Genomic DNA, 26875 nt, shown 5'->3' on the forward strand with positions numbered 1-26875 from the left:
GTTCGAAAATTGCCGGGAACTGCCAGTTTAGCCGTCGGCACCGTCGTCGCGCGACGGCGCGTTGCGCCAGCGCCAGGCGGCGTGGCGCGCGATGTTGCGCAGCCAGCGCAGCGCCTTGCGCAGCGGGCGGCCGCGATCGCGGCGCAGGTCGGTCAACGCGCGCGCGGCAGGGCCGGCGAGCCGCTCGATGACCGCCTCGGGGCTCGTATACATCCGCCAGGTCCAGTCCCAGTACACCGGATAGCGGAGCAGCACGCCGGCCGTCAGCATCTCTAGCGACAGGCGCCGCTCGCGGCGCGGCTGGGGCAGGGCGTCCACCGTCAGCCCCCATCCCGCGTAGAACGGCAGGCCGTAGGTGTGGACCGGCTTGCCGCGCAGCAGCGCGTCGAAGCCGGCCAGCGACGACAGCGTGTGGACCGCGTCGCAGGCCTCGATCAGCGACAGCACGTCGGCCTGGGCGTCGACCACGTCGGCCAGCGCCTGCGCCTCGACGAGGCCGACGCGGTTGCCGGACAGCACGTCGGGATGCGGCTTGTAGACGATCCAGGCGTCGGGAAAGCGCGCGCGCACGGTCTTCAGCAATTGATCCGCAGTGCTGATCGTTCCGGTCCCGAGCCGGATCGAGGCGTCGTCGGCGACCTGGCCGATCACGAGCAGCACGGCGCGCGCATCGGGGCGGCGCCATGCCGGGGCGCGCCGGCCCAGGTTGTATTTGGTCAGACCGTTGGCGACGAGCGCCTGCCGCAACCGCTGCGCGCGCGCCAGTTCCGCGGCGTCGAAGTCGGCGTGGTTCAGGATCGCCTGCAGGTCGTTCGGGCGTGTCGCGTCGAAATAGATGCCGGTTCGGTCGAGCACCTGGCTATACGGCGCGATCATGTCCGATCCGAGACCGTGCGAGTGCAGGAAACCGTCCTCGATCCAGAGCGGCGCGACGCCGGCCGGCAGGCTGTCCAGGCCGCGTCCGCCCCATAGCGCCGCATACCCGCCCGGCGCGAGGCGCCGCGCGTCGCGTTCCCAGCGCAGGCGGCCGGCGCCGGCCTGCAGGTAGGGCGTCGCGTAGGGGCGCTTCCACCACTGGAAGCGCAGGCCCGTCACCTGTCGAAGGTCGGCGAAGCGCGCGCGCACCGCCGCCTGCAGCTCCAGGTGCGCGAGCGTTGTCGCGAGCGTGCCGGCGCCCTGCGTGACCGGGTCGAGATAACGTGCGAGCCGCACGAACAGGCAGTCGAACAGCGCGGCCGGCGTCGGGCGCGCGACGCGCTCCGGCAGCGGCCGGTCATCGCGCGTGAGCCCCCAGCCGGCATAGTTCGGGGTCCCGAAGACGTCGAGCGGCTTGCCGGCGAGCAGCGCGTGCAGGCCCTCGGAGGCGCCGAGCACGTAGACGTGGTCGACATGGGGCAGCATCGCGCAGACGGCGCCGGGCGTCGCGACGCGCCGCAGGCCGGCGGGCAGCCGCGCCGCGTGCCGCGACGACAGCCATGCGCCATGCCCGTCGTCGCTCGACGGCGCGAGCCAGAACCGCGCGTCGCGATGGCGTTCGCGCGCGGCATCGAGCAGCCGCGCGAATCCGCGTTCGCGCTCGCGCGCGCTGCCGGCGTGACGGTCGGGGCCGCGCCGGCGCTCGTCGATCAGCAGCACGCGCGGCGTCGCGGCGGCGCCGCGGTCAGTCGCGAGATCGGCCGGGAAACCAGCCGTGGAGTTGGCCGTGAATTCGACCGGAAGCGGCGGGAAGTCGTGCGCGCCGGCCGCCGCGCGTGCCCCGAGGACGCGCCGCATCAGCGCGTCCAGCTCGGCGGCCGGCCGCGCCGGCGGCTCGGCCAGCATCGCGCCGAGCACTTGGCTCCAGGCCCGCGCGCTGCCGTCGCCGGCCGCCTCGCGGAACGCCGACAGCGAGACCGGCCGCCCCGACGACCAGACCGGGCCGGGCCGGGCAGCACGCGCCGCGCGGGCGTCGAAGCGATCGCAAGTCCGGCGCGCGGCGCCGGGGGGCGCCTGCGCCGCGTCGGCGGATCGGGTGAGGCGGCGCATGGCGTCGTCAGGCGCCCGTCAGGGTCCGCAGCAGCGCGTCGACGTGTTCGAAATGCGCGTCCCAGGTGGGCGCGACGAACCGCGCGATGCGGGCGAGCTGCGCCGCGCGCGCGGGCGACCCGGCTTCGGCGTAGGCCTCGATCGCCTGCTGCCAGCCGCGCCCGTCGAGCGGATCGAGATAGTCGGGGATCCCGGCGCTGATCTCGGCAAACGCGTCGAGCCGGCTCGCGATCACCGGCACGCCGAGTTCCAGCGCTTCCACCAGCGGAATCCCGTAGCCCTCGGCGAACGACGGGAACAGCAGCGCCTGCGCGTGGCTGAGCCAGGCCTGCAGTTCCGCGTCGGAGCAGTTCGATTTCTCGATGACGAAATCGCGGATCGGCGCGCAGCGCTCCAGCATGTCGACCACGTTTTCGCACTCCCAGCCGCGCCGGCCGATCACCACCAGCGTCGGCGCCGCGGCACCCCACTTCTCGACCAGCGCGCGCCAGACGTGCAGCATCAGCCAGTGGTTCTTGCGCGGCTCGATGGTGCCGAGCATGACGAAATAGGGGCGGGGGAGCGGGCGCGCGTGCCCGCCGGCCGGCTGCATGCCGGAGGCCAGATGGGCGACCGCGGTCGGTGGCAGCGGCAGGCCGGCCAGTTCGGCCTCGTGCGCGAGCGTGTCGAAGGTGGCCTGCGAATTGGCGATCAGGGCGTCGGCATGGGCCAGCGCGAGGCGCACGCGCCGGCGGTGCTGCTGGTCGACGCCGGGCCGGCAGTATTCCGCGTGCGTGAGCGGGATCAGGTCGTGGATCATGAAGACCGAGCGCGCGTTGCGGGCGGCGACGCTGCGGTAGTAGCGCGGATATTCCATGCCGGTGTGGCTGGTGTTCAGCAGCACGCCCGGCACGGCGGCGCGGCGCCGCCAGCCGGTGGCCACGGCGCGCGCGACGGTGGCGCGGATCGCGGCGCGCGCGGCGCGCTCGCGTCCGGTCAGCCAGTCGAACACGCGCCGCGAATCGCGCTCGCCGAGCGTGGTCACGAAGCCGCGTTCGCTCAGTACCGCGCGAGCCCGGTGCCCGTACCTCTCGATATAGGCGATCCCGACGCGATCCACCCCGGTCGGCAAGGTGCCGTCGTAGAGGCGATTCAACAGGCGGGTTACATCAAGAAGTAATAATGACACGGTAGTGCGATCTCGCAGCTGCAATACTGACTTCACTTCGTGGCATTTATTTTTTGCCAAAGCGACCATCTTAACTTACGCCGTGCGACAATACATCACAATTTATTCTTGAAGTCGGTATAAATGTTGCGTCAGACATTTCAGTTGGGTTGCATGGCGGTCGTGCTGGGAGGCGTGCTGGCCGGATGTTCGACCATCCCGACCTCGGGGCCGAGCGCCTCGCGCATCAATCAGGCCGGCCAGAGTGCGGCGCAGGTCGATCGCGACGGGATTCAGGTGGTCGACGTGACCAACGACATCGCCCGCCAGCTGTTCGCCGAACGCGGCGCGAACAGCTTCTTTACGGCGCTGGGCGGGCGCCCCGCGTTCAATCAGCAGCTCGGAATCGGCGACACGGTCGAAATCTCGATCTGGGAAGCGCCGCCCGCCACGCTGTTCGGCGCCGGCGGCGGCAGCAGCCATGACGCGAAGTCGGCCGCCGCGGGCGGCTCGCAGGTCACGGCGCTGCCCGAGCAGATGATCGACGGCGACGGCTCGATCAACGTGCCGTTCGTCGGCCAGATCCGGGCCGCGGGCCTCACGCCGGTGCAACTGCAGAACGCCATCGTCGCGCGCCTGAAGAACGTGGCGCACGATCCGCAGGTACTGGTGAAGCTGTCGCGCAACGCCACCTCGTATGTGACCGTGGTGGGCGACGTGGTCAACAGCAGCCGCCAGCCGCTGACCGCCCACGGCGAGCGCGTGCTCGACATGCTGGCCGCCTCGGGCGGCGTCAAGCAGCCGGTGGACAAGGTGACGATCCAGCTCACGCGCGGCGACAAGGTGGTGTCGATGCCGCTCGAATCGGTGATCCGCGATCCGCGCCAGAACGTGCCGCTGCACGCGGGCGACGTGATGACGGCGCTGTTCCAGCCCTACAGCTTCATGGCGCTCGGCGCGACCGGCAAGAACGAGGAAGTCGGCTTCGAGGCGCAGGGCATCACGCTGGCGCAGGCGATCGCGCGCTCGGGCGGCCTGCTCGATACGCGTTCCGACGCGCAGGGCGTGTTCATCTTCCGCCTCGAGGACGCCAACGCGCTCAAGTGGGCCAACACGCCGGTGCGCACCACGGCCGACGGCAAGGTGCCGGTGGTGTACCGCGTGAATTTCCGCGATCCCAACGCGTTTTTCGTGGCGCAGAACTTCATGATGGACAACAAGGACATCCTCTACGTCTCGAATGCGCCGGTGGCCGAGCTGCAAAAATTCCTCAACGTGGTGTTCTCGGTGGCTTACCCGGTGATCACCGGGGTCGAAGTGACTCGTTGAGCGATTCGTCGGATTCCGGAGCATCGGAATCGATCAATCATCCGATCATTTAATATGATTAATACATATTCGATGATCCCGGTTGATCTTGGGTTTCAGAAATGATTTAAACCAATTCGGGGCTTAACGATTATTTTCTAAATCAATCGTTAAGCCCGAAGTTTTTGTCTGACTATTTTGAGATAAGCGATGACGACAGCAATTATCACCGGCATTACTGGTCAAGACGGCGCCTACCTCGCGCAGTTGCTGATAGAAAAGGGCTACACGGTCTACGGCACCTACCGCCGTACCAGCTCGGTGAATTTCTGGCGTATCGAGGATCTCGGGATCGCTTCCCACCCGAACCTGAAGCTGGTGGAGTGCGACCTGACCGATCTGAGCGCCAACATCCGTCTCGTGCAGTCGGCCCGGCCCGACGAGGTCTACAACCTCGCGGCGCAGAGCTTCGTGGGCGTGTCGTTCGACCAGCCGGTCACGACGGCCGAAATCACCGGCGTGGGCGCGCTGAACCTGCTCGAGGCGATCCGCGTCGTCAATCCGAAGATCCGCTTCTATCAGGCCAGCACCTCGGAGATGTTCGGCAAGGTGCAGGCGATCCCGCAAACGGAATCGACGCCGTTCTATCCGCGCAGCCCGTATGGCGTCGCCAAGCTCTACGCGCACTGGATCACTGTGAATTACCGCGAGAGCTACGACATGTTCGCGTGCAGCGGGATCCTGTTCAATCACGAATCGCCGCTGCGCGGCCAGGAATTCGTGACGCGCAAGATCACCAACACCATGGCGCGCATCAAGCTCGGCCTGCAGGACACGCTCGAGCTCGGCAATCTCGACGCCAAGCGCGACTGGGGTTTCGCCAAGGAATACGTCGAAGGCATGTGGCGCATGATGCAGGCCAAGGAAGCCGACACCTTCGTGCTCGCGACCAACCGCACGGAAACCGTGCGCGACTTCGCCACCATGGCGGGCAAGGCCGCCGGCTTCGATCTGGTGTGGCAGGGCAGCGAGGAAAGCGAGGTCGGCATCGACCGCAACAGCAATCGCGCCATCGTGAAGATCAACCCGCGCTTCTATCGTCCGGCCGAAGTGGAACTGCTGATCGGCGACCCGAAGAAGGCGCGCGACGAACTGGGCTGGGAGCCGAAGACGACGCTCGAGCAACTCTGCCAGATGATGGTCGAGGCCGACATCCGCCGCAACGAAACCGGCAAGTCGTTCTGATCGCGAAGCGGGTCGCGCCCGGGCTCGCGTCGTCCCGCGCGCGACGCGGCGTGGCCGGCCGGCGACGGCGCCGATCGGGCGCCGGCCGATCGAAGGAAATCATTGCGTGAAACTGATTCTCTGCGTGGATGCGATCGCGCATCCGTTGACCGGCATCGGGCGTTACACCTGGGAACTCGCGCGTCATTACCGGGCCATCGCGTCGGATGACGCGCCGCGCCTGCTGCACGGCGAACGATGGATCGACGATCCGGCCACGTTGCTGCAGCCGCAGGCGGCGAACAAGCCGCCGAAAAGCGCGCTGCAGACGCTGCTGGGCGTGCGCCGCACGCAGCGCATGCAGCACTGGTGGCGGCGTCGCGAACTGCGATCGCATTTCTTTCACGGTCCGAACTATTTCCTGCCTGAATTCGCCGAGCGCGGCGTCGCGACGGTCCACGACCTGTCGGTGTTCAAGTTTCCGGAAACGCATCCGGCGGAACGGATCCGGCATTTCGAAACGGCGTTCGGCTCGACGCTCGCGCGCGCCGGCCATCTGATCACCGATTCCGAGGCGACGCGCGCCGAGGTGGCCGGGTTCTTCGGCTGGCCGCTCGAACGGATCACGGCGATTCCGCTCGGCGTGGCGCCCGAGTATCACCCGCGCGAGGCCGCCGAACTGGCCGCGCCGCTTGCCGAACTCGGGCTCGCGGCAGGCGGCTACGCGCTGTGCGTCTCGACGCTCGAGCCGCGCAAGCGCGTCGACCGCCTGATCGCGGCTTACGCACGGCTGCCCGAGGCGCTGCGGCGGCGCTGGCCGCTGGTGCTGGCCGGCAGTCGCGGCTGGCTCAACGAAACGCTGCTCGCGCGGATTTCACAGGCAGAGAACGAAGGCTGGCTACGCTATCTGGGCTTCGTGCCGGAAGCGTCGCTGCCGATGCTGTACGCTGGCGCGCGCGCGTTCCTGTTTCCTTCGGTCTACGAAGGCTTCGGCCTGCCGGTGCTGGAGGCGCTCGCGAGCGGCGTGCCGACGCTGACCTCGAACAGCACGTCGCTGCCCGAGGTGGCCGGCGGCGCCGCGCTGCTGGTCAGCCCGGATCACGACGACGAACTGCGCGCCGGCATCGAGACGGTGCTGTCGGACGACGCCTGGCGCGCCGCGGCCGTGGCGAAGGGGCTCGAGGTGGCGGCCCGCCGCGACTGGGCGAGCTGCGCCGGGAACACGCTGGCGCTGTGCCGCCGGCTGGAGGCGGCGCGCTAGACACGACGACGGCAGGGGGCGGGGCAGGCAGCCGTGCGGGCCACCATGCCGATGATGTCCCGAGCGCATTTGATACCCAATTCACATTGGATCTTTTCGATCATTCAGAATGAGTCAGCACACTAATTTTCCCGATTCGCTGCAATCCGTGATCACCGTCGACATGCTGCTGGCCCTCGATGGCCGGCAGTTCATCGAGCAGGCGTATCAAACGCTGTTGGGGCGGGCACCGGATGCGGGTGGTTTCCTGCACTATTCGGCGATGCTGACGCGCTCGGCGGGCAAGTTGCGCGTGCTGGCCGACCTGCGTCAGTCGGACGAGGGCCTGCGCTACGCGGCGGCCGTGCATGGCCTGGACGAGCGTATCGCGCGCCATCGCCGTCACATGCGTTCGCCGCTGCAGCGCGTGCTGACCCTGTTCGAGTCGCGCCCGGCCGCGCGGGACGCGTCGGCGCAAAGCCCGGCGCCGGCCAGCGTCACGCCTCAGCCGCCGGCCCCGACCCCGGCCCCGCAACCGCAGGCGCCAGTCGTGCCGCCGGCGGTGGTCGCTTCCGGCAAGGTCGGCACGGCGCGCGTATCGAGGGGCGGCACGCCCACCTTCTGGTTCGACCTGACCACCTCGATGGAGTGGACGGGCGGCGTGGTCGGCATCGTGCGCGCCGAGCTGGAGATCGCCTACGGCCTGAAGAAGATCGATCCCGCGGTGCGTTTCTCGATGCAGAAGGGCAACGGCTTCGTCGAGATTCCCGAGGCGCAGCTCGCATGGCTGTTCGACGCGGACAACGTCGTCGATGCCTACATGCATTTCTTCGACCGCTATCGCGCCGCCGGCGCCACCGAGGCGTCGAAGGCGCGCAACATCGTGATCGACCTGCCGGAACCGTCGAGCCTGCATCATCCGTATGGCGCCGGCGACGTGGTGGTGAGCGTCGGCTGGATGGACAGCCAGAAGGAAGCCTATTTCGAGCGGGTCAAGGCGGCGTTCCCCGAGTTCTTCGTCGTCTATCTCGTCTACGACATCATCCTGCTGCGCCCCGAAACGCGCCACCTCTACTCGGAGATCGGCCAGAACAAGTTCGAAGGCTATCTGAAGTGGATTTCCGAGAACGTCGACTTCATGCTGTTCGGCGGCGAGACGGCCAAGCGCGACACGCGCGAGCTGCAGGCCCGCATGAAATGGCCGTCGCCGCCGGGGCAGGCCGTCAAGTTCGGCTCGGACATCGTCAAGCTCGCCGATTCGGGCAATGACGAGGCGGTCCTGCGCGAGATCGGCATCACCGGCCCGTTCATCATCACGGTCGGTTCGATCGAGCCGCGCAAGAACCACGACACGCTCTACCGCGCCTACCTGATCGCGCAGACCGAGCAGCTCGAGGGCATGCCGCAGCTCGTGATCTGCGGGCGCGTGCTCGGCCAGGTCGGCGATCTGGTCGATTCGCTCGACCGCGATCCGCGTCTGGTCGGCAAGGTGATCCGCCTGTCGCCGACCGACAAGCAGCTCGCGGTGCTCTACAAGCACTGCCGCTTCACGGTGCTGCCCACGCTCTACGAGGGCTGGAGCCTGACGCTGCCGGAGAGCCTGAGCCAGCACAAGTTCTGCCTCTCGGCGGACACCCCGCCGCTGCGCGAGATCGGCCGCGACCTGGTGGACTACGTCGCGCCGTGGGACGCGCGCAGCTGGGCCGAGAAGATCCATCACTACGCCAACGACGACGCGGCGTTGCGCGCCTACCAGCAGCGCATCGTGCTCGACTGGACCATCACGACCTGGCGCGACACGGCACGCGCGATCCATGAAAACGTGAACCGCTTCGTGGTCGAGCAGAAGGTGCCGGCGCGCAAGCTGCCCGAGATCTGGATGGACCTGTCGCTGACCTACCTGCACTGGCAGGGCGGCGTGAACGGCATCATCCGCGCCGAGCTGACGCTCGCGCGCCACCTGCACGAACTCGCGCCGAAGACGCACTACTTCGCGCAGGACGGCGGCCACATGTTCGAGATCCCGCACGACATGCTGCTCTGGCTTTTCAACGACGACGACCTGAGCACGGCCTACCAGCACTTCAACGATTTCTGGAACCATCACGAGCGCCAGGGCAGCGGCTTCCGCAGCCCGTTCCGTGCGACGGGCGGCGTTCATGCCGACCATCCGGCCTTGCTCGAGGCGTTCCCGGAGAACTCGATCGTGTTCTTCGCCGGCATCGAGTGGGAACAGAAACTGATGAGCGCGGCGGCCAGGGCGAGCCGCGAGCACGAGGCGGTGATCGCGAGCCAGCTCGTGTACGACCTCACGCCGCTGCTGGTGCCGCATCTGCACCAGCCGGAAACCTGCGAAGGCTACGAGCGCTTCTTCGAATTCGCCTCGCAGCAGTTCGACCAGATCGTGTACGGTGGCCGGACCGCGTTGCGGGACGGCGAGCGGATTCAGCGGGCGCATGGCTGGAATACGCCGCGCAGCGATTTCGTCGAATTCGGGTCGGATATCAACGTCGTCAAGGAATCCGAGCCCGAGCACGATCAAACCGTGCTGGAGCGGCTCGGCGTGGGGCGCGATTTCGTCATGACGGTGGGAACCATCCAGCCGCGCAAGAATCACGATACCTTGTACAAGGCCTACGTGACGTTGTTCGAGCGCGGTGTGACGGAGCTGCCGAAGCTGGTGTTCGTCGGCAAGGAGGGCTGGAAATCCACCGATTTCCTGACCATCCTGCGCGCGGACGCCCGCATGAAGGACCGGATCGTGATGGTGAGCCCGACCGACGAGGAACTCGACGTGCTGTACCGCCACTGCCGCTTCACGCTGCTGCCGTCGTTCTACGAGGGCTGGAGCCTGACGCTGCCGGAGAGCCTCAGCTACGGCAAGTTCTGCCTGACGGCGGACACCGATCCGCTGCGCGAGACCGGGCGCGATCTGGTGGAGTACGTCGATCCGCACGACACGTTCGCGTGGGCCGAGCGCATTGGCCACTACCTGAGCCACCCGCGCGAGGTCGAGCGCTACGAGCAGCGGATTCGCGCCGAATGGAAGCCGCGCAGCTGGAAGGATGCCACGAAGATGCTGCTCGACGCGCTGTATGCCGCGCATGCCGAAAAGCTGCGCGCGAGCCTCGCGGCGAAGGCGGCGAAGCCGGTGACGGACGCGGCCGGCAAGGGCAAGGCCACGGGCCAGGGCACCGGCGCGGCGGCAAACTAACCTCGACGGAAAATGACATGGCTTCGATCCTGATTACCGGTATTTCGGGCTTTATCGGTCGCTACCTGGCCCGCCACCTGCAGGCGCAGGGGCACGACGTGATCGGCACGACGATGCAGGGGATGGACTCGCAGATCGTCTGCGACCTGCGTGAACGCGAGCAGATCGACGCCGTGCTGAAGGACGTCGATCCGGATGTCGTGATCCATCTGGCGGCGCTCTCGTCGGTGACCGAGGGCAAGACCCTGCAGTACTACGAAACCAACCTGATCGGCACGGAGAACCTGCTGCTCGGGCTCGACGCGATCGGGCGGCGCCGGCGCCTGATCTTCGTCAGTACCGCGGGCGTCTACGGCAACCAGCCCACCGGCATGCTGTCCGAGGATCTCGCGCCGTTGCCGGTCAGCCACTACGGCATCAGCAAGTACGCCTGCGAGCGGCTGGTGCGGAACTTCGGCGAGCGCCACGACATCACCATCACGCGGCCGTTCAACGTGATCGGGGTCGGGCAGAACGGCAATTTCGTGGTGCCGAAGCTGGTGCGCCACTTCGCCGAGCGTGCCGCCTCGATCCGGCTCGGCCGGCTCGATCCGGTGCGCGACTACATCGACGTGCAGTCGACCTGCGATATCTTCGCGCGCCTGATCGACGAGCCGAAGTCGTTCGGCGAGACCATCAACATCTGCTCGGGGCGCGGCACCTCGGTGCGCGAGCTGCTCGACATCCTGATCCGCGTGAGCGGCCACGAGATCGAAGTGATTTCGGCGCCCGAGTTCATCCGCGCCAACGAGGTGTTCAGCCTGCTCGGCGACACGACCCGGCTCGATGCGCTGCTGCCGCGGCGCCAGGCGCTGCTGCCAGTGGAGGAGGTGATCCGCGGCATGCTGAAGGACGGCGAGGAGCGCGTGGCGGCGCGCGCGGCCGGCGCGTAAGCCGGGCGCGGGCCGCCGCGATCGTTCGATCGTTCGGTAGGGCGCCGGTCGCGGTTCGCGCCGGCGCCGACCGGCCGTGCCAGGCGGGGCTTCAGTCGCGCGATTCGTCCGCCACCGGCGCGGCGGCGCGCTGCAGGAGCGCCGTGAAGCGCGCGGTCGAGTCGTCCCAGGTGGAGAGCGGCAGGCCGCGGCTGTCGGGCGCCGTGCCGGCGCGCAGTTCGGCGGCCCAGCGTTCGATCGCGTCGGCCAGCTGCGCCGCGCCACCATTCGCGAAGTAGCGCGCGTGCCTGCCCGCCACCTCGCGAAACACCGGGATGTCGCGCGCCAGGATCGGCAGGCCGTGCAAGGCGGCCTCCACCAGCGGCAGGCCGAATCCTTCGGCCTGCGAAGCCATGATCAGGCCGTCGGCCGAATCGTAGCGGCGTGACAGCGCCGCGTCGTCGATCGCGGGCAGCCAGGTCAGCCGCCGGCCCGCTTCCGGATGGTTGCGCAGCCGCTCGGCCAGCGCGTCGATGCGCCAGCCCGGCCGCCCGGCGATGGTCAGCGCGATCGGCGCGCCGCGCCGCCAGAGCAGGTCCATCGCGTCGAGCACCGCCGCGTGCCCCTTGCGCGGCTCGACGGTACCCACCATCAGCAACGTCAGCATCCCCGTGGCGTCCGGCGCCTTCGGCGTGCGCGGCGCGGGCGTCGTGAAATCGGAACCGAGCCGGAAATCCCCGATCAGCGGCAGCGCGCCGACGAGCCCGAAGCGCCGGCTCAGCCAGTCGCGCGTCTCGCCCGCCACGGTGGCCGAGATGCAGAACAGCGCGTCGGCGTGCAGCCCGAGGAACGACAGCCAGCGCCGGAAGTCGCGCGAGGCGCGGCGCGTGAACCAGTGCGGGTGGACGGCCGGCAGCAGGTCGTAGACGACGAACGTGACGCGCGCGCCGGCCGCCTTCATGGCGAGCAGGTCGTCCATGCGGCGCGGCACGATCCGGCTCGCGAGATCGAGGCCGACGAACACGTCGCCGGCGTGGACCACGAGCGGGCCGTCGGGGTGTGCTTGCCGATCGCGCGGCGCTGGCGCGGCGTCGCCGCAGAGCGTCCTCGCGTAGTCGTCGGCGTAGCGGTACGGCAGCTTGCGCGTGGCGCGCACGAGGCGCACCGCGTAGCCGGGCGGCGGACGGCGCAGCAGGCCCTCGGCGAGCCGGCGCACCACGCGCTGGATACCGGTGCCGGCGTCATGCGCGGCGATGATGGAGACGTCGATCAACAGCTGCCGCGTCGGGGTCGCCGCGTCGACCGTGCCGACAGGCGATGCGGCCGACGCGAGCGCGCGCAGACGCTCGCGCGCCGAGCGCAGCAGCAGACCGGGCAGGCGGGTCGCGAGGCGGCAGTGAATCCGGAGCGACAGCGCAACGGGCCTAGGCGGCAAATCCGGCGGCATCGGGGTGGAGCGGGCTCATTGAAGCTGGCTGTCCTGGTAGAACGTGTAGGCGTCCTCGATCTGCTCGAACGTGTGCAGCCGGCCTTCCACCAGCACGGCGGCGCGATCGCAGTGCTGCCGGATGTAGCTGGCGTCGTGGCTGACGATGATCAGCGAACGGTCCTTGCGCTGCTCGAACAGCTCGTGGTGGCACTTGGCGTGGAAGCGGGCGTCGCCCACGGCAATGATCTCGTCGATCAGGAAGCAGTCGAACTCGACGGCCATCGAGATCGCGAACGCGAGGCGCGCGCGCATCCCGGCCGAGTAGCTCTTGACCGGCTCGCGCAGGTAGTAGCCGAGTTCCGAGAACTCCTGCACGAACGGCTCGGCGCGCGCGGCGTCGGCGCCGTAGACGCGGCAGATGAAGCGCAGGTTGTCCATGCCGGTCAGGCTGCCCTGGAACGCGCCGCCGAACGCGAGCGGCCAGGACACGCTCATGCTGCGCTCGACGTGGCCCGAGGTCGGCAGTTCGGCGCCGCTGATCAGGCGGATCAGCGTGGACTTGCCGGCGCCGTTGCGGCCGAGGATGCCGAGCTTCTCGCCCATCCCGACCTTCAGGTTGATGCGGTCGAGCACGGTGCGCCGGCCCTGGCGCGTGTGATAGGCCTTGCAGACGTCAAAAAGCTCGATCATCGCGGCTCCTTGCCCGGGCTGTCGACGCGGCCGGACGAACCGGCCGCGACATGCATGACGAAGCGCCGGCGCATCAGTCGTGGTGTTCGCGGATACCGGCCAGCAGCAGGCTCAGCACGCCCCAGACGATCATGCCGAGCGCGAACACCTCGAACGTGAGCTTGAGCCGCTTGGGCTCGGTGGCCACGTCGGGCGTGTTCGGCTGCACCAGCCGCTCGAGGTAGAGCTGCTTGCGCTGCGCGTCGTCCTGGGCATTCTCGAGGGCCGTCATGGCCGCGCCGAGCTGCTTGTCGGCGAACTGCGATTCGAGCTGGATGCGCGCGTAGGTGGCGGCCTTGTCCGACAGCGAGCCCCGGCCGCCCGTGACGGTGCTGGTGGCGTCCTTGATCTGCTTCTCGAGCGAGGCGATGTTGGTCTGCAGCACCGGGATCTGCGGATTCTTCGGGGAAATGGTCTGCAGCTGCAGCAGCTCGGTGCGGGCCGCGAGCAGCTGGTTCTGCAGCGTCGTGACCTGTTGCAGCTGCAGCGAGGACTGCTTGTCCGGATCGAACACGGTGTTCGAGTTCCGGTAGGCCGCCATCGCCGCCGCGGCATCCTTGGCGCGCGCCGCCGCCTGGTCGACGCGGGCCTGCGCGAAGCGCACCGTGTCGGCCGCGGCGCGGTCATTCATGCGGTTGATCAGACGTTCGCTGATGTCGAGCAGCGTCGAGTTGATGCGCTCGGCGTCGGCGGCCGAGTAGGCGCGCACCTGCAGCGTCGCGATGCCGGAGGTCGAATCCAGATCGACGTTGACGATACGGTGCGCGTAGTATTTCCAGAGCGATTCGAAGCTGTCGTCGAACGCGCGGTTGAAGTGGCTGAGCCAGTCGCCGTGCTCGGAATACGCCTTGAGGATGTAGTCGTTGCGGTCGAGTTCGCGCAGCGCGTCGCGCGACTGGATGTAGTCGATCACCGGGTAGGTGTCGTCCTGCGAGTGGCCGAGCGACGAGCCCTGCAGCAGTGCGCCCATCACGCTCGGCTGCGACTGGTGGGAGGCCGAGCGAACCACGAAGCGCGACTCGGACACGTAGATGTCGGAGGCGAACACGCCGAAGTAGATGACCGCGAGCGCGGTCGGCAGCGCCACCGTGACCGCGAACAGGCGGTTGACCTTCTTGAGCCGGTCGACGATGCCACGAGGTTTCGGGTTCGACGACGTCACGTTATCTGGTGTGTGTCCCAACTTCTTCCATCCAAAACAGTTAGGTGGTGATCCGCGCGCCGGGCCACGATGGTGCAGCGGCGTTGTGACGGGCGGATGAGAGCTCGGCTCGGGTTCGCCGCCATGCCCTGGGCGGCGCCCCGGCAGCAGGGACGCATGGCGGGCTCGCCGGTGGCGGGCAAGGCCCGCGGGCGCCGGCGAACGCACGAATTCCCTCGCTTCAAGGGAGCAACGATTATATCGACTCGACATGATTGTGACCACATGCCGCGCCCGCTCGCGATACAATCACGTTTTGCGGTTCGCGCGGGGGTGGTCCGTGGCGTTCGCACCGACGCTTCGTCGGCTCCAGGGTCAATCATCAAGGCGGTCTGGGCGGTGCCGGTTCCCCACGGCGTCGCACCATCCGCCGCAGGAACGGTTTTCGGCGTCCAGATGCCTCGCTCATTTCTCGTGCTGCAAGGCACCGCTTCCCTGTTCTTCAGCCGGCTCGCCGAAACACTGGCTTCGCGCGGCCACGCCGTGTGCCGCGTCAATTTTTGCGGCGGCGACTGGTTCTATGGCAGAACTAAACATGCGCTGAACTATTGCGGAAAATTGTCCGACCTGCCGCTGTGGTACGCTGACATCGTCAGTCGCGAGCGCATCACCGATGTGCTGATGTTCGGCGACTGCCGCGAGATTCATCGTCACCTGCATCCCGTCGCCGAGCGTTTCGGCCTGCGCGTTCACGTGTTCGAGGAGGGTTACGTGCGCCCCCACTGGATCACGCTCGAGCGCCATGGCGTGAACGGCCGCTCGCTGATGCCGTCCGATCCCGCCGCCTATCTCGGCTCGCACGTCGTCACGCCGCCCGCCGCGCCCGGCAAGCCGACCGGCTACAACCTCTACGAGCGGGTCTTCCACGACATCGCCTATCGGATCGCCAACGCCCTGCTGGCATGGCGGTTTCCGCGCTACCGCAGCCATCGTCCGAGAAATGGCCTGGTCGAATACGCCGGGCTGGCGTTCCGGGCGCTGATGCAGGGCCGGCACCACCGTCATGCCGAAGCCGTGACGCGCACGGTGCTCGGCGGCGGCAAGCCTTACTACCTGTTTCCGCTACAACTGAATTCGGACGCGCAGATCGTCGTGCATTCGCCGTTCGCGGGCGTGCGCGAGGCGATCGAGCAGGTGGTGCGCTCGTTCGCACGCCACGCGCCGGCCGACGCGCTGCTGCTGATCAAGAACCATCCGCTCGACACCGGAATGATCGAATACCGGGGTTTCGCGCAGCGCGTCGCGGCCGAGGAAGGCGTGGCGGAACGGGTAGCCTTCATCAACGCGGGCCATCTGCCGACGCTGCTCGAACACGCACGCGGCGTGGTGGTGGTGAACAGCACGGTGGGGCTGTCGGCGCTGCACCACGAACGCCCGCTGATCGCGCTGGGAACGGCCATTTACAATCTGCCCGGGCTGACCTGGCAGGGCACGCTCGACGACTTCTGGCACCAGCGCGAACAGCCCGACATGGACCTCTACCACGCGTTCCTCGACTACGTGATGTACCACACGCAGATCAACGGCGATTTCTACACGCGCACCGGCATCGCGATGGCGGTGGCGGGCGCGGCCGACCGCCTGGACCGCGCAGATGGCTGAGCCGAACCTCCGCCACGTCGTGATCACCGGCGCGAGTGCCGGGCTCGGGCGCGAGCTCGCGCTCGCCTACGCCCGGCCCGGCGTCACGCTCGGCCTGATCGGGCGTGACCGCGAACGCGTCGAGGCCGCCGCCGCGGCCTGCCGCGCGCGCGGCGCCGAGGTGGAGACCGGCGTGCTGGACCTGCGCGAGGCCGCCGCGGCCGGCGCCTGGCTCGACGCGTTCGACGCGCGCCATCCGATCGAGCTGCTGATCGCGAACGCCGGGGTGGCCAGCACGATCGGCTCGGCGGCCGACTGGGAAGGGCTCGAACGCACCGCGCGGGTGGTCGACACCAATTTCTACGGCGCGCTCCATACCGTGCTGCCGGTGCTCGAGCGGATGCGCGCGCGCCGCGCCGGCCGGGTGGTGCTGGTCAGCTCGCTGGCCGCGCTACGCGGCATGGCGATTTCGCCCGCCTACTGCGCGAGCAAGGCCGCGATCAAGGCCTGGGGCGATTCGGTGCGTCCGCTGCTGGCGCGCGACGGGGTGCGCGTGACGGTGGTGCTGCCCGGCTTCGTGAAGACCGCGATGAGCGACGTGTTCCCAGGCGACAAGCCGTTCCTGTGGAGCGCCGGGCGCGCCGCCGCCCATATTCGGCGCGGGCTCGACGCGGGCCGCGCCGAGATCGCGTTCCCGGCGCTGCTGGCGCTCGGCATGCGCCTGCTGCCGTTGCTGCCGGCCGCGCTGGCCGACGCGATCCTCGGCCGCCTGTCATACCTGCCCACCGAGGACGCGGCCAATTGAGCCTGCTCCCCGGCCTCGTGTTCGCGCTCACGGCGGCGCCGTCGTTCGCGCTCGAGCGCATCGCGTTGCCGCGCGGGCCTTGGCGCCGGCCGTGGCCGTCGTCATTGCTTCACATTCTTGCCGTATATTGCGTCGCCGACCTGACGCTCGCAGCGACGTCGCGGCCGATCTTCTCGGCGTGCGCGACGCTCGCGCTCGTCGGTCTCCTCGCGGCCGTCAGCAATGCCAAGTACGAATCGTTGCGCGAGCCGTTCGTCTTCACCGACCTCAGCCTGTTCAGCCAGTTGTTCTCCCATCCGCGGCTGTATCTGCCGTTTCTGAGCATCGGCAAGGTCGTCGCGATCGGGGCGGGCATCGTGCTCGTGATCGCGGGCTTCATCGCCGAGCGGCCCGCGCCGCCTTATCCCGCGTCGGTCTCGCTGCCGGTGGCGGTGCTGGCGTTCGGGCTCGCGCTGCGGACGGCCGCCGCGCTGCCGCTCACGCTCGACGCCGGTGCCGACCAGCGCCGCCACGGCTTCCTCGCGGTATTCGTCGCCTACCTGCTGAACGGCCTGCGGCCAGCCACGCTGCGCCGCTTTCGCGAGGCGCTCGCGGCGAGCCCCTACGCAAGCGGCGCGCCGCGCCACCGGCCCGACGTGATCGTGATCCAGAGCGAATCGTTCTTCGACGCGCGCCGGCTCGGCGCGGCGATCGCCCCCGGCCTTCTCGCGCGCTTCGACGAGGCGCGCCGCGAAGCGCTCTGGCACGGCGAACTGGACGTGCCGGCGTGGGGCGCCAACACCATGCGCACCGAGTTCGCGGTGCTGACGGGTGCAAGCCAGGCCGCGCTCGGCTACGCGCGCTTCTATCCGTATGCATTCGTCAGACGACAATGCGCGTCGCTGGCGGCCTGGTTCGGTCGCGGCGGCTACCGCACGGTGGCGATCCATCCGTACTACGCCGACTTTTTCGGGCGCGACCGGGTATTCCCCTTGCTAGGCTTTTCTCGCTTCCTCGACATCGGGCATTTCACGGGCGCGTCGCGTGCCGGTCCCTACGTATCGGACGCGGCCGTCGCCGATGCCATCATCGAGACACTGGTGGCGCCCGGCGACGAGCCGCGCTTCGTGTTCGCGATGACCATGGAAAACCACGGGCCGTTACATCTCGAAACAGTTTCGGCGGGGGAGTCGGCGAGCCTTCATACTCTCGGCGACGGCGCGCCGTGGCGCGATTTGACGGCTTATTTGCGACATATTGAAAATGCGGATGCAATGCTCGGCCGCTTGCTGGATCATTTGCGTTCGAGCCGCCGGGAAGCGGTGGTCTGCTTTTACGGCGATCACGTCCCCGCCTTGTCTCAGGTTTTCGATCGTCTGGGCAGCAATCCGGAACACAGCGATTTTTTCATCTGGCGTAATTACGGGTCGAGAGGGTCCGAACGCCGGGATGCGCGGGCTGAGCAACTGGGTGGCCTGCTGTTGCTGGCGACGCAACAACAGGAAAGTCGCATGGATGGGTCGCAGGCATCAGAGAAAACGACATAAAGATGAACGGAAAGATTGCAATTGTTGGGATCGCATGCCGCTTTCCCGGGGGTGCCAACAGTCCGGACGAGCTCTGGAGCCTGCTGCGCGCCGAGCGTGATGCGGTGACGCAGATCCCGGCCGAGCGTTTCGGCACGGAGTTCTATCAGCATCCGTCCAAGCGCGAGGCCGGCAAGAGCTACACGTTCTCGGCGGGCGTGCTCGACGACATCGCCGGCTTCGACGCGGCGTTCTTCGGCATCTCGCCGCGAGAGGCGAGCCAGATGGACCCGCAGCAGCGGCTGCTGCTCGAACTCGCCTGGGAAACCTTCGAGCATGCCGGGCTGCGCCCGCAGGATCTGCGCGGCAGCAATTGCGGCGTGTTCGTCGGCGTGGCGAGTCCCGACTACGGCAATCGCAGCGTGGACGACCTGAACTCGGTCGATCCGTACTCGGCCACCGGCAATACGCTCAGCATCGCCTCGAACCGCGTGTCCTATCTGTTCGACCTGCGCGGTCCGAGCTTGTCGATCGACACCGCCTGCTCGTCGTCGCTGGTGGCGCTGCACCAGGCGGTGCAGGCGCTGCGTTCGGGCGAAGCCGAGATGGCGCTGGCCGGCGGCGTGAACCTGCTGATGCACCCGTTCGGCTTCGTCAGCTTCTCGAAGGCGTCGATGCTCTCGCCGCGCGGCCGCTGTCGCGCGTTCGACGCGAGCGGCGACGGCTACGTGCGCTCCGAGGGCGGCGCGTTCGTGCTGCTCAAGCCGCTCGAGCGCGCGCTCGCCGACGGCGACACGATCCACGCGGTGATCGCCGGCTCCGGCGTGAATTCCGACGGCTTCACGCAGGGCGGCATCAGCGTGCCGGGCGCGGCCACCCAGGCCGCGCTGCTGCGCAGCGTCTATGCGCGCGCCGGCGTCGATCCGCTGTCGGTGTCGTATCTCGAAGCGCACGGCACGGGTACCGCGGTCGGCGACCCGATCGAAGCGCGCGCGCTGATCGACGTGATGTCGGCGGGCCGCCCGGCCGACAAGCCGCTGCTGATCGGCTCGATCAAGACCAACATCGGCCACCTGGAAACCGCTTCCGGCATGGCCGGGCTGCTCAAGGCCGTGCTGTGCCTGAAGCACCGCGCGGTGCCGCGCTCGCTGCACTTTGTTACGCCGAACCCCGCCATCGATTTCGAGGGCGGCCGGTTGCGCGTGGCCGATCGCTACACGCCGCTCGACGCGGCCGGCGACGCGCCGCTCACGGTCGGCGTGAACTCGTTCGGCTTCGGCGGCACCAACGCGCACATCGTGCTGACCGAGGCGCCGGCAGTGGTCGAAGCCGGCGCTGCGGCTGCCGTGACCGATGCCCGGCCGGTCGCGCGCCGCTCGCCGCTGCTGTTGAGCGCCCGCACGCCGCAGGCGTTCGCCGGGCTCGCCGCGCGCTATCTCGCCGTTCTGGAGCAGGGCGCCGACTGGCAGGCGGTCGCGGCCACCGCCGCGCGGCGCCGCCAGTGGTTCACGCACCGGCTCGTGATCGCGCCGACCAGCGACGACGAAGGGCGCGCCGCGCTCGCGGCGCTGGCCGCCGGCGCCGCCGAACTGCCCGCCTGCGTGGTACGCGGCGAGGCGCCGGCCGATCCCGGCCGGGTCGCGTTCGTCTACTCGGGCAACGGCTGCCAGTGGGCCGGCATGGGCCAGCAGCTGTACGACGAGGAGCCGCTGTTCCGCGCCGCGCTCGACGAGGTCGACGCGCTCTGGCGCGCCGACGGCAGTGCCTCGCTGGTCGAGGTGATGCGCCGCGGCGCGAGCGCGGAATGGCTCGCGGCCACCGAGAACGCGCAGCCGCTGCTGTTCGCGATCCAGGTGGGCCTGACGCGCGTGCTCGACGCGCGCGGCCTCCGCTGCGATGCCACGATCGGCCACAGCGTCGGCGAGATCGCCGCCGCCTGGGCCTCGCGGATTCTCTCGCTCGCCGACGCGGTGCGCGTGATCAAGATCCGCAGCCGCGCACAGGGCGCCACGCGCGGCAGCGGCCGGATGGCGGCGGCGGGCCTCAGCGAGGTGGCCGCCAACGAACTGATCGCGCGCCTGGGCCTGACGGCGCTGGTCGAGGTGGCCGGCGTGAACAGCGCCGAGGCGGTCACGCTGGCCGGCTCGCTGCAGGCGCTGCAGTCGATCGAGGCGGCGCAGCGCGAGAGCGGACGCTTCTTCCAGCTGCTCGATCTCGACTACGCGTTCCACAGCCGCCAGATGGACGGCATCGAGACGATCGTGCGCGACGAGCTGGCCGGCCTCGCGCCGCTCGTCGGCGACGGCAGTTTCGTCTCGACCGTGACGGGCGCGCGGCTCGACGGCACCGCGCTCGATGCGGGCTACTGGTGGCGCAACATCCGCGAGCCGGTGCGCTTCGGCGACGGCATCGCGAACCTGATCGCCGACGGCGTGACCATATTCATCGAGGTCGCGCCGCATTCGATCCTGCGCAGCTACATGAAAAACTCGCTGCTGGCCGCGCAGGCGCAGGGCGCCGTGCTGCCGACGCTGAAGCGCCAGCAGGGCAGCGCCGCGACGCTGGAGGCCGCGATCCTGTCGGCCGTCGCGCACGGCGCGGCCGTCGAGGTCGAGCGCTTCGCGCCGGCCGCGCCGCCCGTCGCGCTGCCGACCTATGCGTGGCAGCACGAGCACTACTGGCTGGAGCCGAGCGTCGAGGCCTACAACCTCGTCAACCGTCGCCGCGAGCATCCGCTGCTCGGCTACCGGCTGCACGAACTCGCGTTCGGGTGGGAGAACCAGCTCGATCCGGTCCGGCTGCCGCTCCTGGCCGACCACGTGGTGGACGGCGGCGTGGCGTTCCCGGGCGCCGGCTACGTCGAGATGGCGCTGGCCGCCGCGCGCGTCTACTTCGAATCCGACAGCTGCGCGCTCGAGAACGTCGAGATCCGCGCGCCGGTGGTGTTCCAGCCGCAGCAGGCCAAGCTGTTCCGCTTCCAGATCGATCCCGAGACGGCGATCTTCACGATCGAGACGCGCGACCGCATGAGCGACGCGCCGTGGACGCTGAACGTGACCGGGCGCCTGCTCGCGAGCGGCTGCACGCTCGACGCGGGCACGACCGTGTCCGGCGCGCTGCTCGATGCGTTGCGCGCGCAACCGGTGCTCGACGGCGCGACGCTGTACGGCGGCACGTCGACGATCGGCCTCGAATACGGTCCCGCGTTCCGCTGGGTGCGCGGCGTGCGGATCCGGCACGATCTCGCGCTGGCCGAGCTGGCGGCGCCGGCCGCCTGCGGCGACGCGGCCGCGCTGGCCGCTTACCACCTGCATCCGGCGCTGATGGACAGCGGTTTCCATCCGCTCTTCGCGCTGCTCGGCGCGCATGCCGGCGACGGCGACCACGCGGCCTACGTGCCGGTGCAGATCGGCCGCGTCGATTTCCTGCGCGGCGACGCGATCGAGCGCGTGCTGGTGCGCATCGACCGGCGCAGCCCGCATTCGGTGGTCGCCAGCTTCGAATTCCTCGACGCCCACGGCGCCGTGACGGCGCGGCTCGCCGCCTGCCGGTTCCGCCGCGTCGACCTGCTTGGCCGCCGTCATCACGCGCCGTCGCGCTTCGTCTACGCGCTCGAACACCGGCCGCTGCCCGACGAGGCCCGCGCCGACATGCTGCCGGCGCCGGCCGCGCTGCTGCGGGACGCCGCCGCGCGCGTCGCGGCGAGCGAGGACGGCGCGCGCCGCGGCCAGCACCTGACCGAGATGCTGCCGCTGCTCGACGTGCTCGCGAGCCTCTACGCGCTGCGCGGGCTCGACGCGATCGACGCGTTCGCGGCGCCGCTGCTGCCCACCCATCCGCAGGCGCCGCTCATCGCGCGCCTCGCCGGGATCCTGATCGAGGACGGCCTCGCGCGTCGCGACGGCGAGCGCCTGGTGCGCGACGACGAAGCCTGCGCGGCGCTGCCGCCGCTCGACGAACTGTGGCGCGGCCTGCTCGCCGAGTCGCCGCATCACGTCGCCGAGCTGACGCTGCTCGCCCATTGCGGCGCGGCGCTGCCGCGCGTGCTGAAGGGCGAACTCGAACCCTCGCGCGTGCTGTCGGCCACCGGCCGCAGCCTGGTCGAGCAGTTCTTCGACGCCTCGCCGACCTGGGAGCACACGCACGCGATCATGCAGGCCTGCGCGATGTCGGCGATCGACGGCTGGCGCGAGGCGCGCCGCCTGCGCCTGCTCGAGATCGAATCGACGCGTGGCGACGTGCTGCGCCCGCTCGCGATGCGCGTGCCGGGCGATCGTTGCGAGCGCACCATCGTCGGCACGGCCGATCAGCTCGCCGCGTTCGACGCCGACGCGTCGCCGGGCATCACCACGGTGGCGCAGGTCGCGGGCGAACGCTTCGCGCTGAAGGCCGATCCGCACGAGCTGTACGACCTGGTGCTGGTCGATCGCGCGCTGGCCGGCCGCCCCGAGCCGGTCGACGTGCTGGCCTCGATCGGTGCCTGGGTCGCCCCGGGCGGGCTGGTGGTGCTGGCCGAGTCGCGCCGCAGCCGTTTCGCCGACATCGTGTTCGGGCTGCAGTCCGGCGACGGCCGCACCGCGTCGCTGACGCCGGCCGAACTCGCCGCGCTCTGCGAGCGCGCGGGCCTCGTCGAGGTGGTGCGCCACGCCGAGCAGGATCTCGAACTGGAAGGCACGCCGAGCCTCGTGATCGCGCGCCGGCCGCTGGCCGGCGAAGCCGCGGGCGAGCCCGACGACGACAGCCTCGACGCGCTCGAACGCGCCGAGCAATGGGTGATCGTCACCGCGGCCGACGACGAGGCGCCGTTCGGTGCGCTGCTGGCCGACGCGCTGACGCATGCCGGCCACGTGGTCGAGACCGTCGAGGCGCGGCAGGCTGCCGATTTCATCGCGACCATGCCGGCCACCGATCCGACCCACGTGGTGTTCTGCGCGCCCGCGCTGCGGCTCGGCGACGACGTGCCGGCCGAGCGCCTGATGCAGGCGCAGCGCTCCGGCGCGATCGCGCTGGCCGCGCTGGTGCGCGCGCTCGACGCCGCCCATTACGCGGCCGGCGTGCGGCTGTCGGTGATCACGCGCGGCGGCGCGCCGTTCGACGGCGCGGTCGCGGGCGACCCGGCCCAGGCGACGCTGTGGGGCCTCGGGCGCGTGCTCGCCAACGAGCATCCCGAGCTCGGCTGCCGCCTGATCGACGTCGATCAGGCCGCCGGCTTCGAGGTGATGCGGCTCGCGCGCGAGCTGCTGATCGACGTGGCCGAGGAAGAGGTGCTGCTCACGCCGGCCGGCCGCCAGGTGCCGCGCATGCTGAGCGCCGAACGCGCGGCCGCGCGCGCGCCGCTCGGGGCCCACGCCCCGGCGGTGCTCGCGTTCGACGCGCCGGGCTCGCTGCGCAACCTCGAGTGGTTCGCGCAGGCGCCGCACACGCTCGCCGACGACGAGGTCGAGATCGAGCCGATGGCCACCGGCCTCAATTTCCGCGACGTGATGTATGCGATGGGGCTGCTGTCCGACGAGGCCGTCGAGAACGGCTTCGCGGGTGCGACGATCGGCATGGAGCTGTCCGGCCGCGTGTTGCGCGTGGGCCGCGCGGTCACGGCGTTCGCGCCCGGCGACGCGGTGCTCGGCTTCGCGCCGGCCTCGTTCGCCACGCGCGTGGTGACGCGCGCCGAGGCGATCGCGGCGAAGCCGGCCGCGATGTCGTTCGAGGAGGCGGCCACCGTGCCGACCACCTTCTTCACCGCCTATTACGCGCTGGTCGAGCTGGCGCGCGTGCGCCGCGGCGAACGCGTGCTGGTCCACGGCGGTGCGGGAGGCGTGGGCATCGCGGCGATCCAGATCGCGCGCCATTTCGGCGCCGAGGTGTTCGCTACCGCCGGCAGCGACGAGAAGCGCCAGTTCGCGCGCCTGCTCGGCGCCGACCACGTGCTCGACTCGCGCAGCCTCGCGTTCGCCGACCAGGTTCGCGCGATGACGGGCGGGCAGGGCATCGACATCGTGCTGAACTCGCTGGCGGGCGAGGCGATGGTGCGCAGCATCGACACGCTGCGCCCGTTCGGCCGCTTCCTCGAGCTCGGCAAGCGCGACTTCTACGAGAACAGCCACATCGGGCTGCGTCCGTTCCGCAACAACATCAGCTACTTCGGCATCGACGCCGACCAGCTGATGGGCGTGCTGCCCGAGCTGACCGCGCGCCTGTTCGGCGAGGTCATGGCGCTGTTCGCCGGCGGCGTGCTGCATCCGCTGCCGTACCGCGCGTTCCCGGCCGAGCGCGCCGAGGATGCGTTCCGCTACATGCAGCAGGCGCGCCAGATCGGCAAGGTGCTGATCACCTATCCGTCCGGCACGCCGGCGCCCACGCGCGGCCTGGCCGCGCGGCCCGCGCTCGCGCTCGATCCGGCCGGCGCCTATCTGGTGATCGGCGGCACGGGCGGCCTGGGCTTCGCCACGGCGCGCCGCCTGGTCGAGCGCGGCGCGCGACACCTGACGCTGGCGAGCCGCGGCGGCGCGCTGGCCGAGGCCACCGAGGCCGAGGTCGCGCAGTGGCGCGAGATGCTCGGCGTGACGGTGGAGATCGCGGCCTGCGACGTGACCGACGCGGCGGCGCTCGACGCGCTGATCGCGCGGATCGCCGCGCGCGGCACGCCGCTCAAGGGCGTGCTGCACTCGGCGATGCGGATCGACGACGGCCTGGTGCGCAATCTCGACGACGCGCGCTTCGAGGCCGTGCTCGCGCCCAAGGTGGCGGGCGCCTGGAACCTGCATCGCGCCACGCGCGGCGCGCCGCTCGACTGGTTCGTGGTCTATTCGTCGGCCACCACCTATCTCGGCAATCCCGGCCAGGCCAGCTACGTGGCGGCCAACAGCTTCCTCGAGGCGCTGGTCGCGCACCGCCGCGCGGCCGGGCTGCCGGCCACCTTCATGGCGTGGGGGCCGCTCGACGACGTCGGCTTCCTGGCCCGCAACGACAGCACGCGCGAGGCGCTGCAGGCGCGCATCGGCGGCGCCGCGATCAGCTCCGCCGAGGCGCTCGACGCGCTCGAACGCGCGCTGCTGGACGGCCGCGCCGGCGAGGCGGTGGTGCGCATCGACTGGCAGGCGCTCGCGCGCGGCATGCCGGCCGCCGGCGCGCGCCGCTATGCGCTGATGCAGACGCGCCCCGGCAGCGACGCGTCGCGCGACGGCGGCGACGAGCTGCGCGAGCAGGTCGCCGCGCTGCCGCGCGAGGAAGCGGTGGCGTTCGTCTCGGAGACGCTGCGTGCGCAGATCGCGCGGATTCTGCACATGACGCCGGAGCGCATCGCGCTCGACAAGTCGGTGCTCGAAATGGGCATGGATTCGCTGATGGGCATGGAGCTCGGCCTCGCGGTCGAGGAAGTGTTCGAGGTGAAGCTGTCGGTGATGGCGATCGCCGACGGCGCGACCGTGCAGTCGCTGGCCGGCCGGATCGTCGATTCGATCGCGGCCGAGGAGGCCAGCGCCGGCGCGCCCGCCGATGGCGGCGCGCTCGACGAGGTCGCCGCGCTGGCCGCGAAGCACGCGCTCGACAGCGAGGCGAAGGCCGCGCTGAAGGCCGCCGCCAACGATCCGGTGGGCGGCAAGAAGCCGAGGCTCGAGGTGGCGCAGTGACGAGCGCCGTACCGGCCGGCTGGCAGGCGACGCAGGGCACGCTCGCGCGCGAGCTCGCGCTGGACGGCCACGGCCTGCACACCGGCCGGCGCGTGCGGGTGCGAATCCTGCCCGCGGCGGGCGATGCGCCCGCCACGCGCGGCATCCGGTTTCGCCGCCTGAACGGCGGGCGGGAGCTGGCCAGCTTCGCGGTCGATCCGGCGCTACGCCGCGCGCAGCCGCTTTGCACCATGCTGCGCGGCCCCGACGGGGTGGGCGTGCGCACCGTCGAGCACCTGCTCGCGGCGCTGCTCGCCTGCGAGATCGACCACGCCACGGTCGAGCTCGATGCCGAGGAAGTGCCGATCCTCGACGGCAGCGCCGCGCCCTGGCTCGACGCGCTGCGCCCGGCCGGGCGCCGTGCGCTGGCCGCGCCGAAGCGCTTCATCCGCGTCACGCGCGCGCTCGCGGTGGCCGACGGCGAGGGCGGCGCGCGCCGCGAGATGCGGCTCGAACCCGCGCCGCGCTACGAGATGAGCGTGCGCAACGACCTGAAGGGCTTCGGCGAGATGCACTGGGCCGGCGAGATGACGCCGGCCGCGTTCGCCGCCGAGATCGCGCCGTCGCGCTCCTACGGACGCGTCAAGTGGGCGGTGCCGGCGATCGTCGCCGGCTACCTGCGCGGCGTGCCGATCCTGCGCGGCGCGCGGCCTTCCTGCACCGCGTCGATCGTCGGCGGCCGCGTGCTGGGCGGCATGCGCCTGCCCGACGAATTCGTGCGTCACCGCGTGCTCGATCTGGTCGGCGACCTCGCGATGGCGGGCGCGCCGCTGCTCGCGCGCGTCTCGGCGTTGCGGCCGAGCCACGAAATGAACTTCCGGCTCGTCGATGCGCTGCTGTCCAGCCCCGACGCCTGGGAATGGGCCGAGTTCGCGGCGTAACATAGCGGTCT

Annotated in this window: 15 protein-coding genes; 10 read left to right on the top strand and 5 right to left on the bottom strand. The window is 70.0% G+C overall.

The window, feature by feature from the left end; genetic code table 11:
* Positions 1–27: 27 nt before the first annotated feature.
* Together bpln_RS03190 and bpln_RS03195 are read right to left on the bottom strand one after the other, a co-directional pair.
* Positions 28–2025 carry a capsular polysaccharide export protein, LipB/KpsS family gene (locus tag bpln_RS03190; RefSeq protein WP_082465177.1) on the bottom strand — a complete coding sequence of 666 codons (1998 nt, stop codon included), beginning with the start codon at positions 2023–2025 and terminating at the stop codon, positions 28–30.
* 7 nt (positions 2026–2032) lie between these two features.
* Positions 2033–3193 (bottom strand): glycosyltransferase family 4 protein, encoded by a 1161-nt coding sequence (locus bpln_RS03195; protein WP_055138066.1) that lies wholly within the window; start codon positions 3191–3193, stop codon positions 2033–2035.
* Between the two features lie 123 nt (positions 3194–3316).
* Here bpln_RS03195 and bpln_RS03200 point away from each other — a divergent pair, with 123 nt between their 5' ends.
* The 5 genes from bpln_RS03200 (at position 3317) to bpln_RS03220 (ending at position 11090) form a co-directional block, all read left to right on the top strand.
* Complete coding sequence (locus tag bpln_RS03200) at positions 3317–4501, top strand: polysaccharide biosynthesis/export family protein (RefSeq protein WP_055138067.1); 1185 nt, start codon at positions 3317–3319, stop codon at positions 4499–4501.
* Positions 4502–4690: 189 nt separating this feature from the next.
* Positions 4691–5725, top strand: coding sequence for a GDP-mannose 4,6-dehydratase (gmd, locus tag bpln_RS03205; RefSeq protein ID WP_042623943.1), 1035 nt, complete (start codon positions 4691–4693; stop codon positions 5723–5725).
* Positions 5726–5831: 106 nt separating this feature from the next.
* Positions 5832–6965, top strand: coding sequence for a glycosyltransferase family 4 protein (locus bpln_RS03210; RefSeq protein ID WP_055138068.1), 1134 nt, complete (start codon positions 5832–5834; stop codon positions 6963–6965).
* A 109-nt stretch (positions 6966–7074) separates the two neighbouring features.
* Positions 7075–10158: a glycosyltransferase gene (locus tag bpln_RS03215; protein WP_055138069.1), complete on the top strand. Its 3084-nt coding sequence runs from the start codon at positions 7075–7077 to the stop codon at positions 10156–10158.
* 17 nt (positions 10159–10175) lie between these two features.
* The gene (locus tag bpln_RS03220) at positions 10176–11090 is read left to right on the top strand and encodes an NAD-dependent epimerase/dehydratase family protein (RefSeq protein WP_042623946.1); all 915 of its coding nucleotides are present in this window, start codon (positions 10176–10178) and stop codon (positions 11088–11090) included.
* Between the two features lie 91 nt (positions 11091–11181).
* Here bpln_RS03220 and bpln_RS03225 read toward each other — a convergent pair whose 3' ends face one another.
* From bpln_RS03225 to bpln_RS03235, 3 genes are all read right to left on the bottom strand, one after another.
* Entirely contained in the window at positions 11182–12504 is a 1323-nt protein-coding gene (locus bpln_RS03225) for a glycosyltransferase family 4 protein (RefSeq protein ID WP_244132135.1), read from the bottom strand.
* 27 nt (positions 12505–12531) lie between these two features.
* Positions 12532–13188, bottom strand: a complete 657-nt coding sequence (locus bpln_RS03230) for an ABC transporter ATP-binding protein (protein ID WP_042623948.1) — start codon at positions 13186–13188, stop codon at positions 12532–12534.
* A gap of 73 nt (positions 13189–13261) precedes the next feature.
* Positions 13262–14389, bottom strand: coding sequence for a KpsE/RkpR family capsule polysaccharide export protein (locus bpln_RS03235; protein ID WP_226993594.1), 1128 nt, complete (start codon positions 14387–14389; stop codon positions 13262–13264).
* Between the two features lie 435 nt (positions 14390–14824).
* On the opposite strand from bpln_RS03235, the gene bpln_RS03240 reads away from it, so the two are divergent.
* From bpln_RS03240 to bpln_RS03260, 5 genes are read left to right on the top strand one after another with little or no spacing between them, the layout of a single operon-like run.
* Positions 14825–16030, top strand: a complete 1206-nt coding sequence (locus bpln_RS03240; RefSeq protein WP_171907438.1) for a capsule biosynthesis protein — start codon at positions 14825–14827, stop codon at positions 16028–16030.
* Positions 16023–16814 (top strand): SDR family NAD(P)-dependent oxidoreductase, encoded by a 792-nt coding sequence (locus bpln_RS03245; RefSeq protein ID WP_042623951.1) that lies wholly within the window; start codon positions 16023–16025, stop codon positions 16812–16814. The genes bpln_RS03240 and bpln_RS03245 overlap by 8 nt, the downstream gene beginning before the upstream one ends.
* Positions 16811–18340, top strand: a complete 1530-nt coding sequence (locus bpln_RS03250) for an LTA synthase family protein (protein WP_420807352.1) — start codon at positions 16811–16813, stop codon at positions 18338–18340. The genes bpln_RS03245 and bpln_RS03250 overlap by 4 nt, the downstream gene beginning before the upstream one ends.
* A gap of 2 nt (positions 18341–18342) precedes the next feature.
* Positions 18343–25944, top strand: coding sequence for a type I polyketide synthase (locus bpln_RS03255; RefSeq protein ID WP_055138071.1), 7602 nt, complete (start codon positions 18343–18345; stop codon positions 25942–25944).
* Positions 25941–26864: a UDP-3-O-acyl N-acetylglycosamine deacetylase gene (locus bpln_RS03260; protein ID WP_055138072.1), complete on the top strand. Its 924-nt coding sequence runs from the start codon at positions 25941–25943 to the stop codon at positions 26862–26864. The genes bpln_RS03255 and bpln_RS03260 overlap by 4 nt, the downstream gene beginning before the upstream one ends.
* Positions 26865–26875 lie beyond the last annotated feature (11 nt).

Source organism: Burkholderia plantarii (assembly GCF_001411805.1).
GTDB lineage: Bacteria > Pseudomonadota > Gammaproteobacteria > Burkholderiales > Burkholderiaceae > Burkholderia > Burkholderia plantarii.

Bases quoted from the DNA above. Each gene is read 5' to 3' on its own strand.
- bpln_RS03190 (WP_082465177.1), bottom strand. From the start codon at position 2,025: ATGCGCCGCCTCACCCGATCCGCCGACGCGGCGCAGGCGCCCCCCGGC.
- bpln_RS03200 (WP_055138067.1), top strand. From the start codon at position 3,317: ATGTTGCGTCAGACATTTCAGTTGGGTTGCATGGCGGTCGTGCTGGGA.
- gmd (WP_042623943.1), top strand. From the start codon at position 4,691: ATGACGACAGCAATTATCACCGGCATTACTGGTCAAGACGGCGCCTAC.
- bpln_RS03215 (WP_055138069.1), top strand. From the start codon at position 7,075: ATGAGTCAGCACACTAATTTTCCCGATTCGCTGCAATCCGTGATCACC.
- bpln_RS03220 (WP_042623946.1), top strand. From the start codon at position 10,176: ATGGCTTCGATCCTGATTACCGGTATTTCGGGCTTTATCGGTCGCTAC.
- bpln_RS03230 (WP_042623948.1), bottom strand. From the start codon at position 13,188: ATGATCGAGCTTTTTGACGTCTGCAAGGCCTATCACACGCGCCAGGGC.
- bpln_RS03240 (WP_171907438.1), top strand. From the start codon at position 14,825: ATGCCTCGCTCATTTCTCGTGCTGCAAGGCACCGCTTCCCTGTTCTTC.
- bpln_RS03245 (WP_042623951.1), top strand. From the start codon at position 16,023: ATGGCTGAGCCGAACCTCCGCCACGTCGTGATCACCGGCGCGAGTGCC.
- bpln_RS03255 (WP_055138071.1), top strand. From the start codon at position 18,343: ATGAACGGAAAGATTGCAATTGTTGGGATCGCATGCCGCTTTCCCGGG.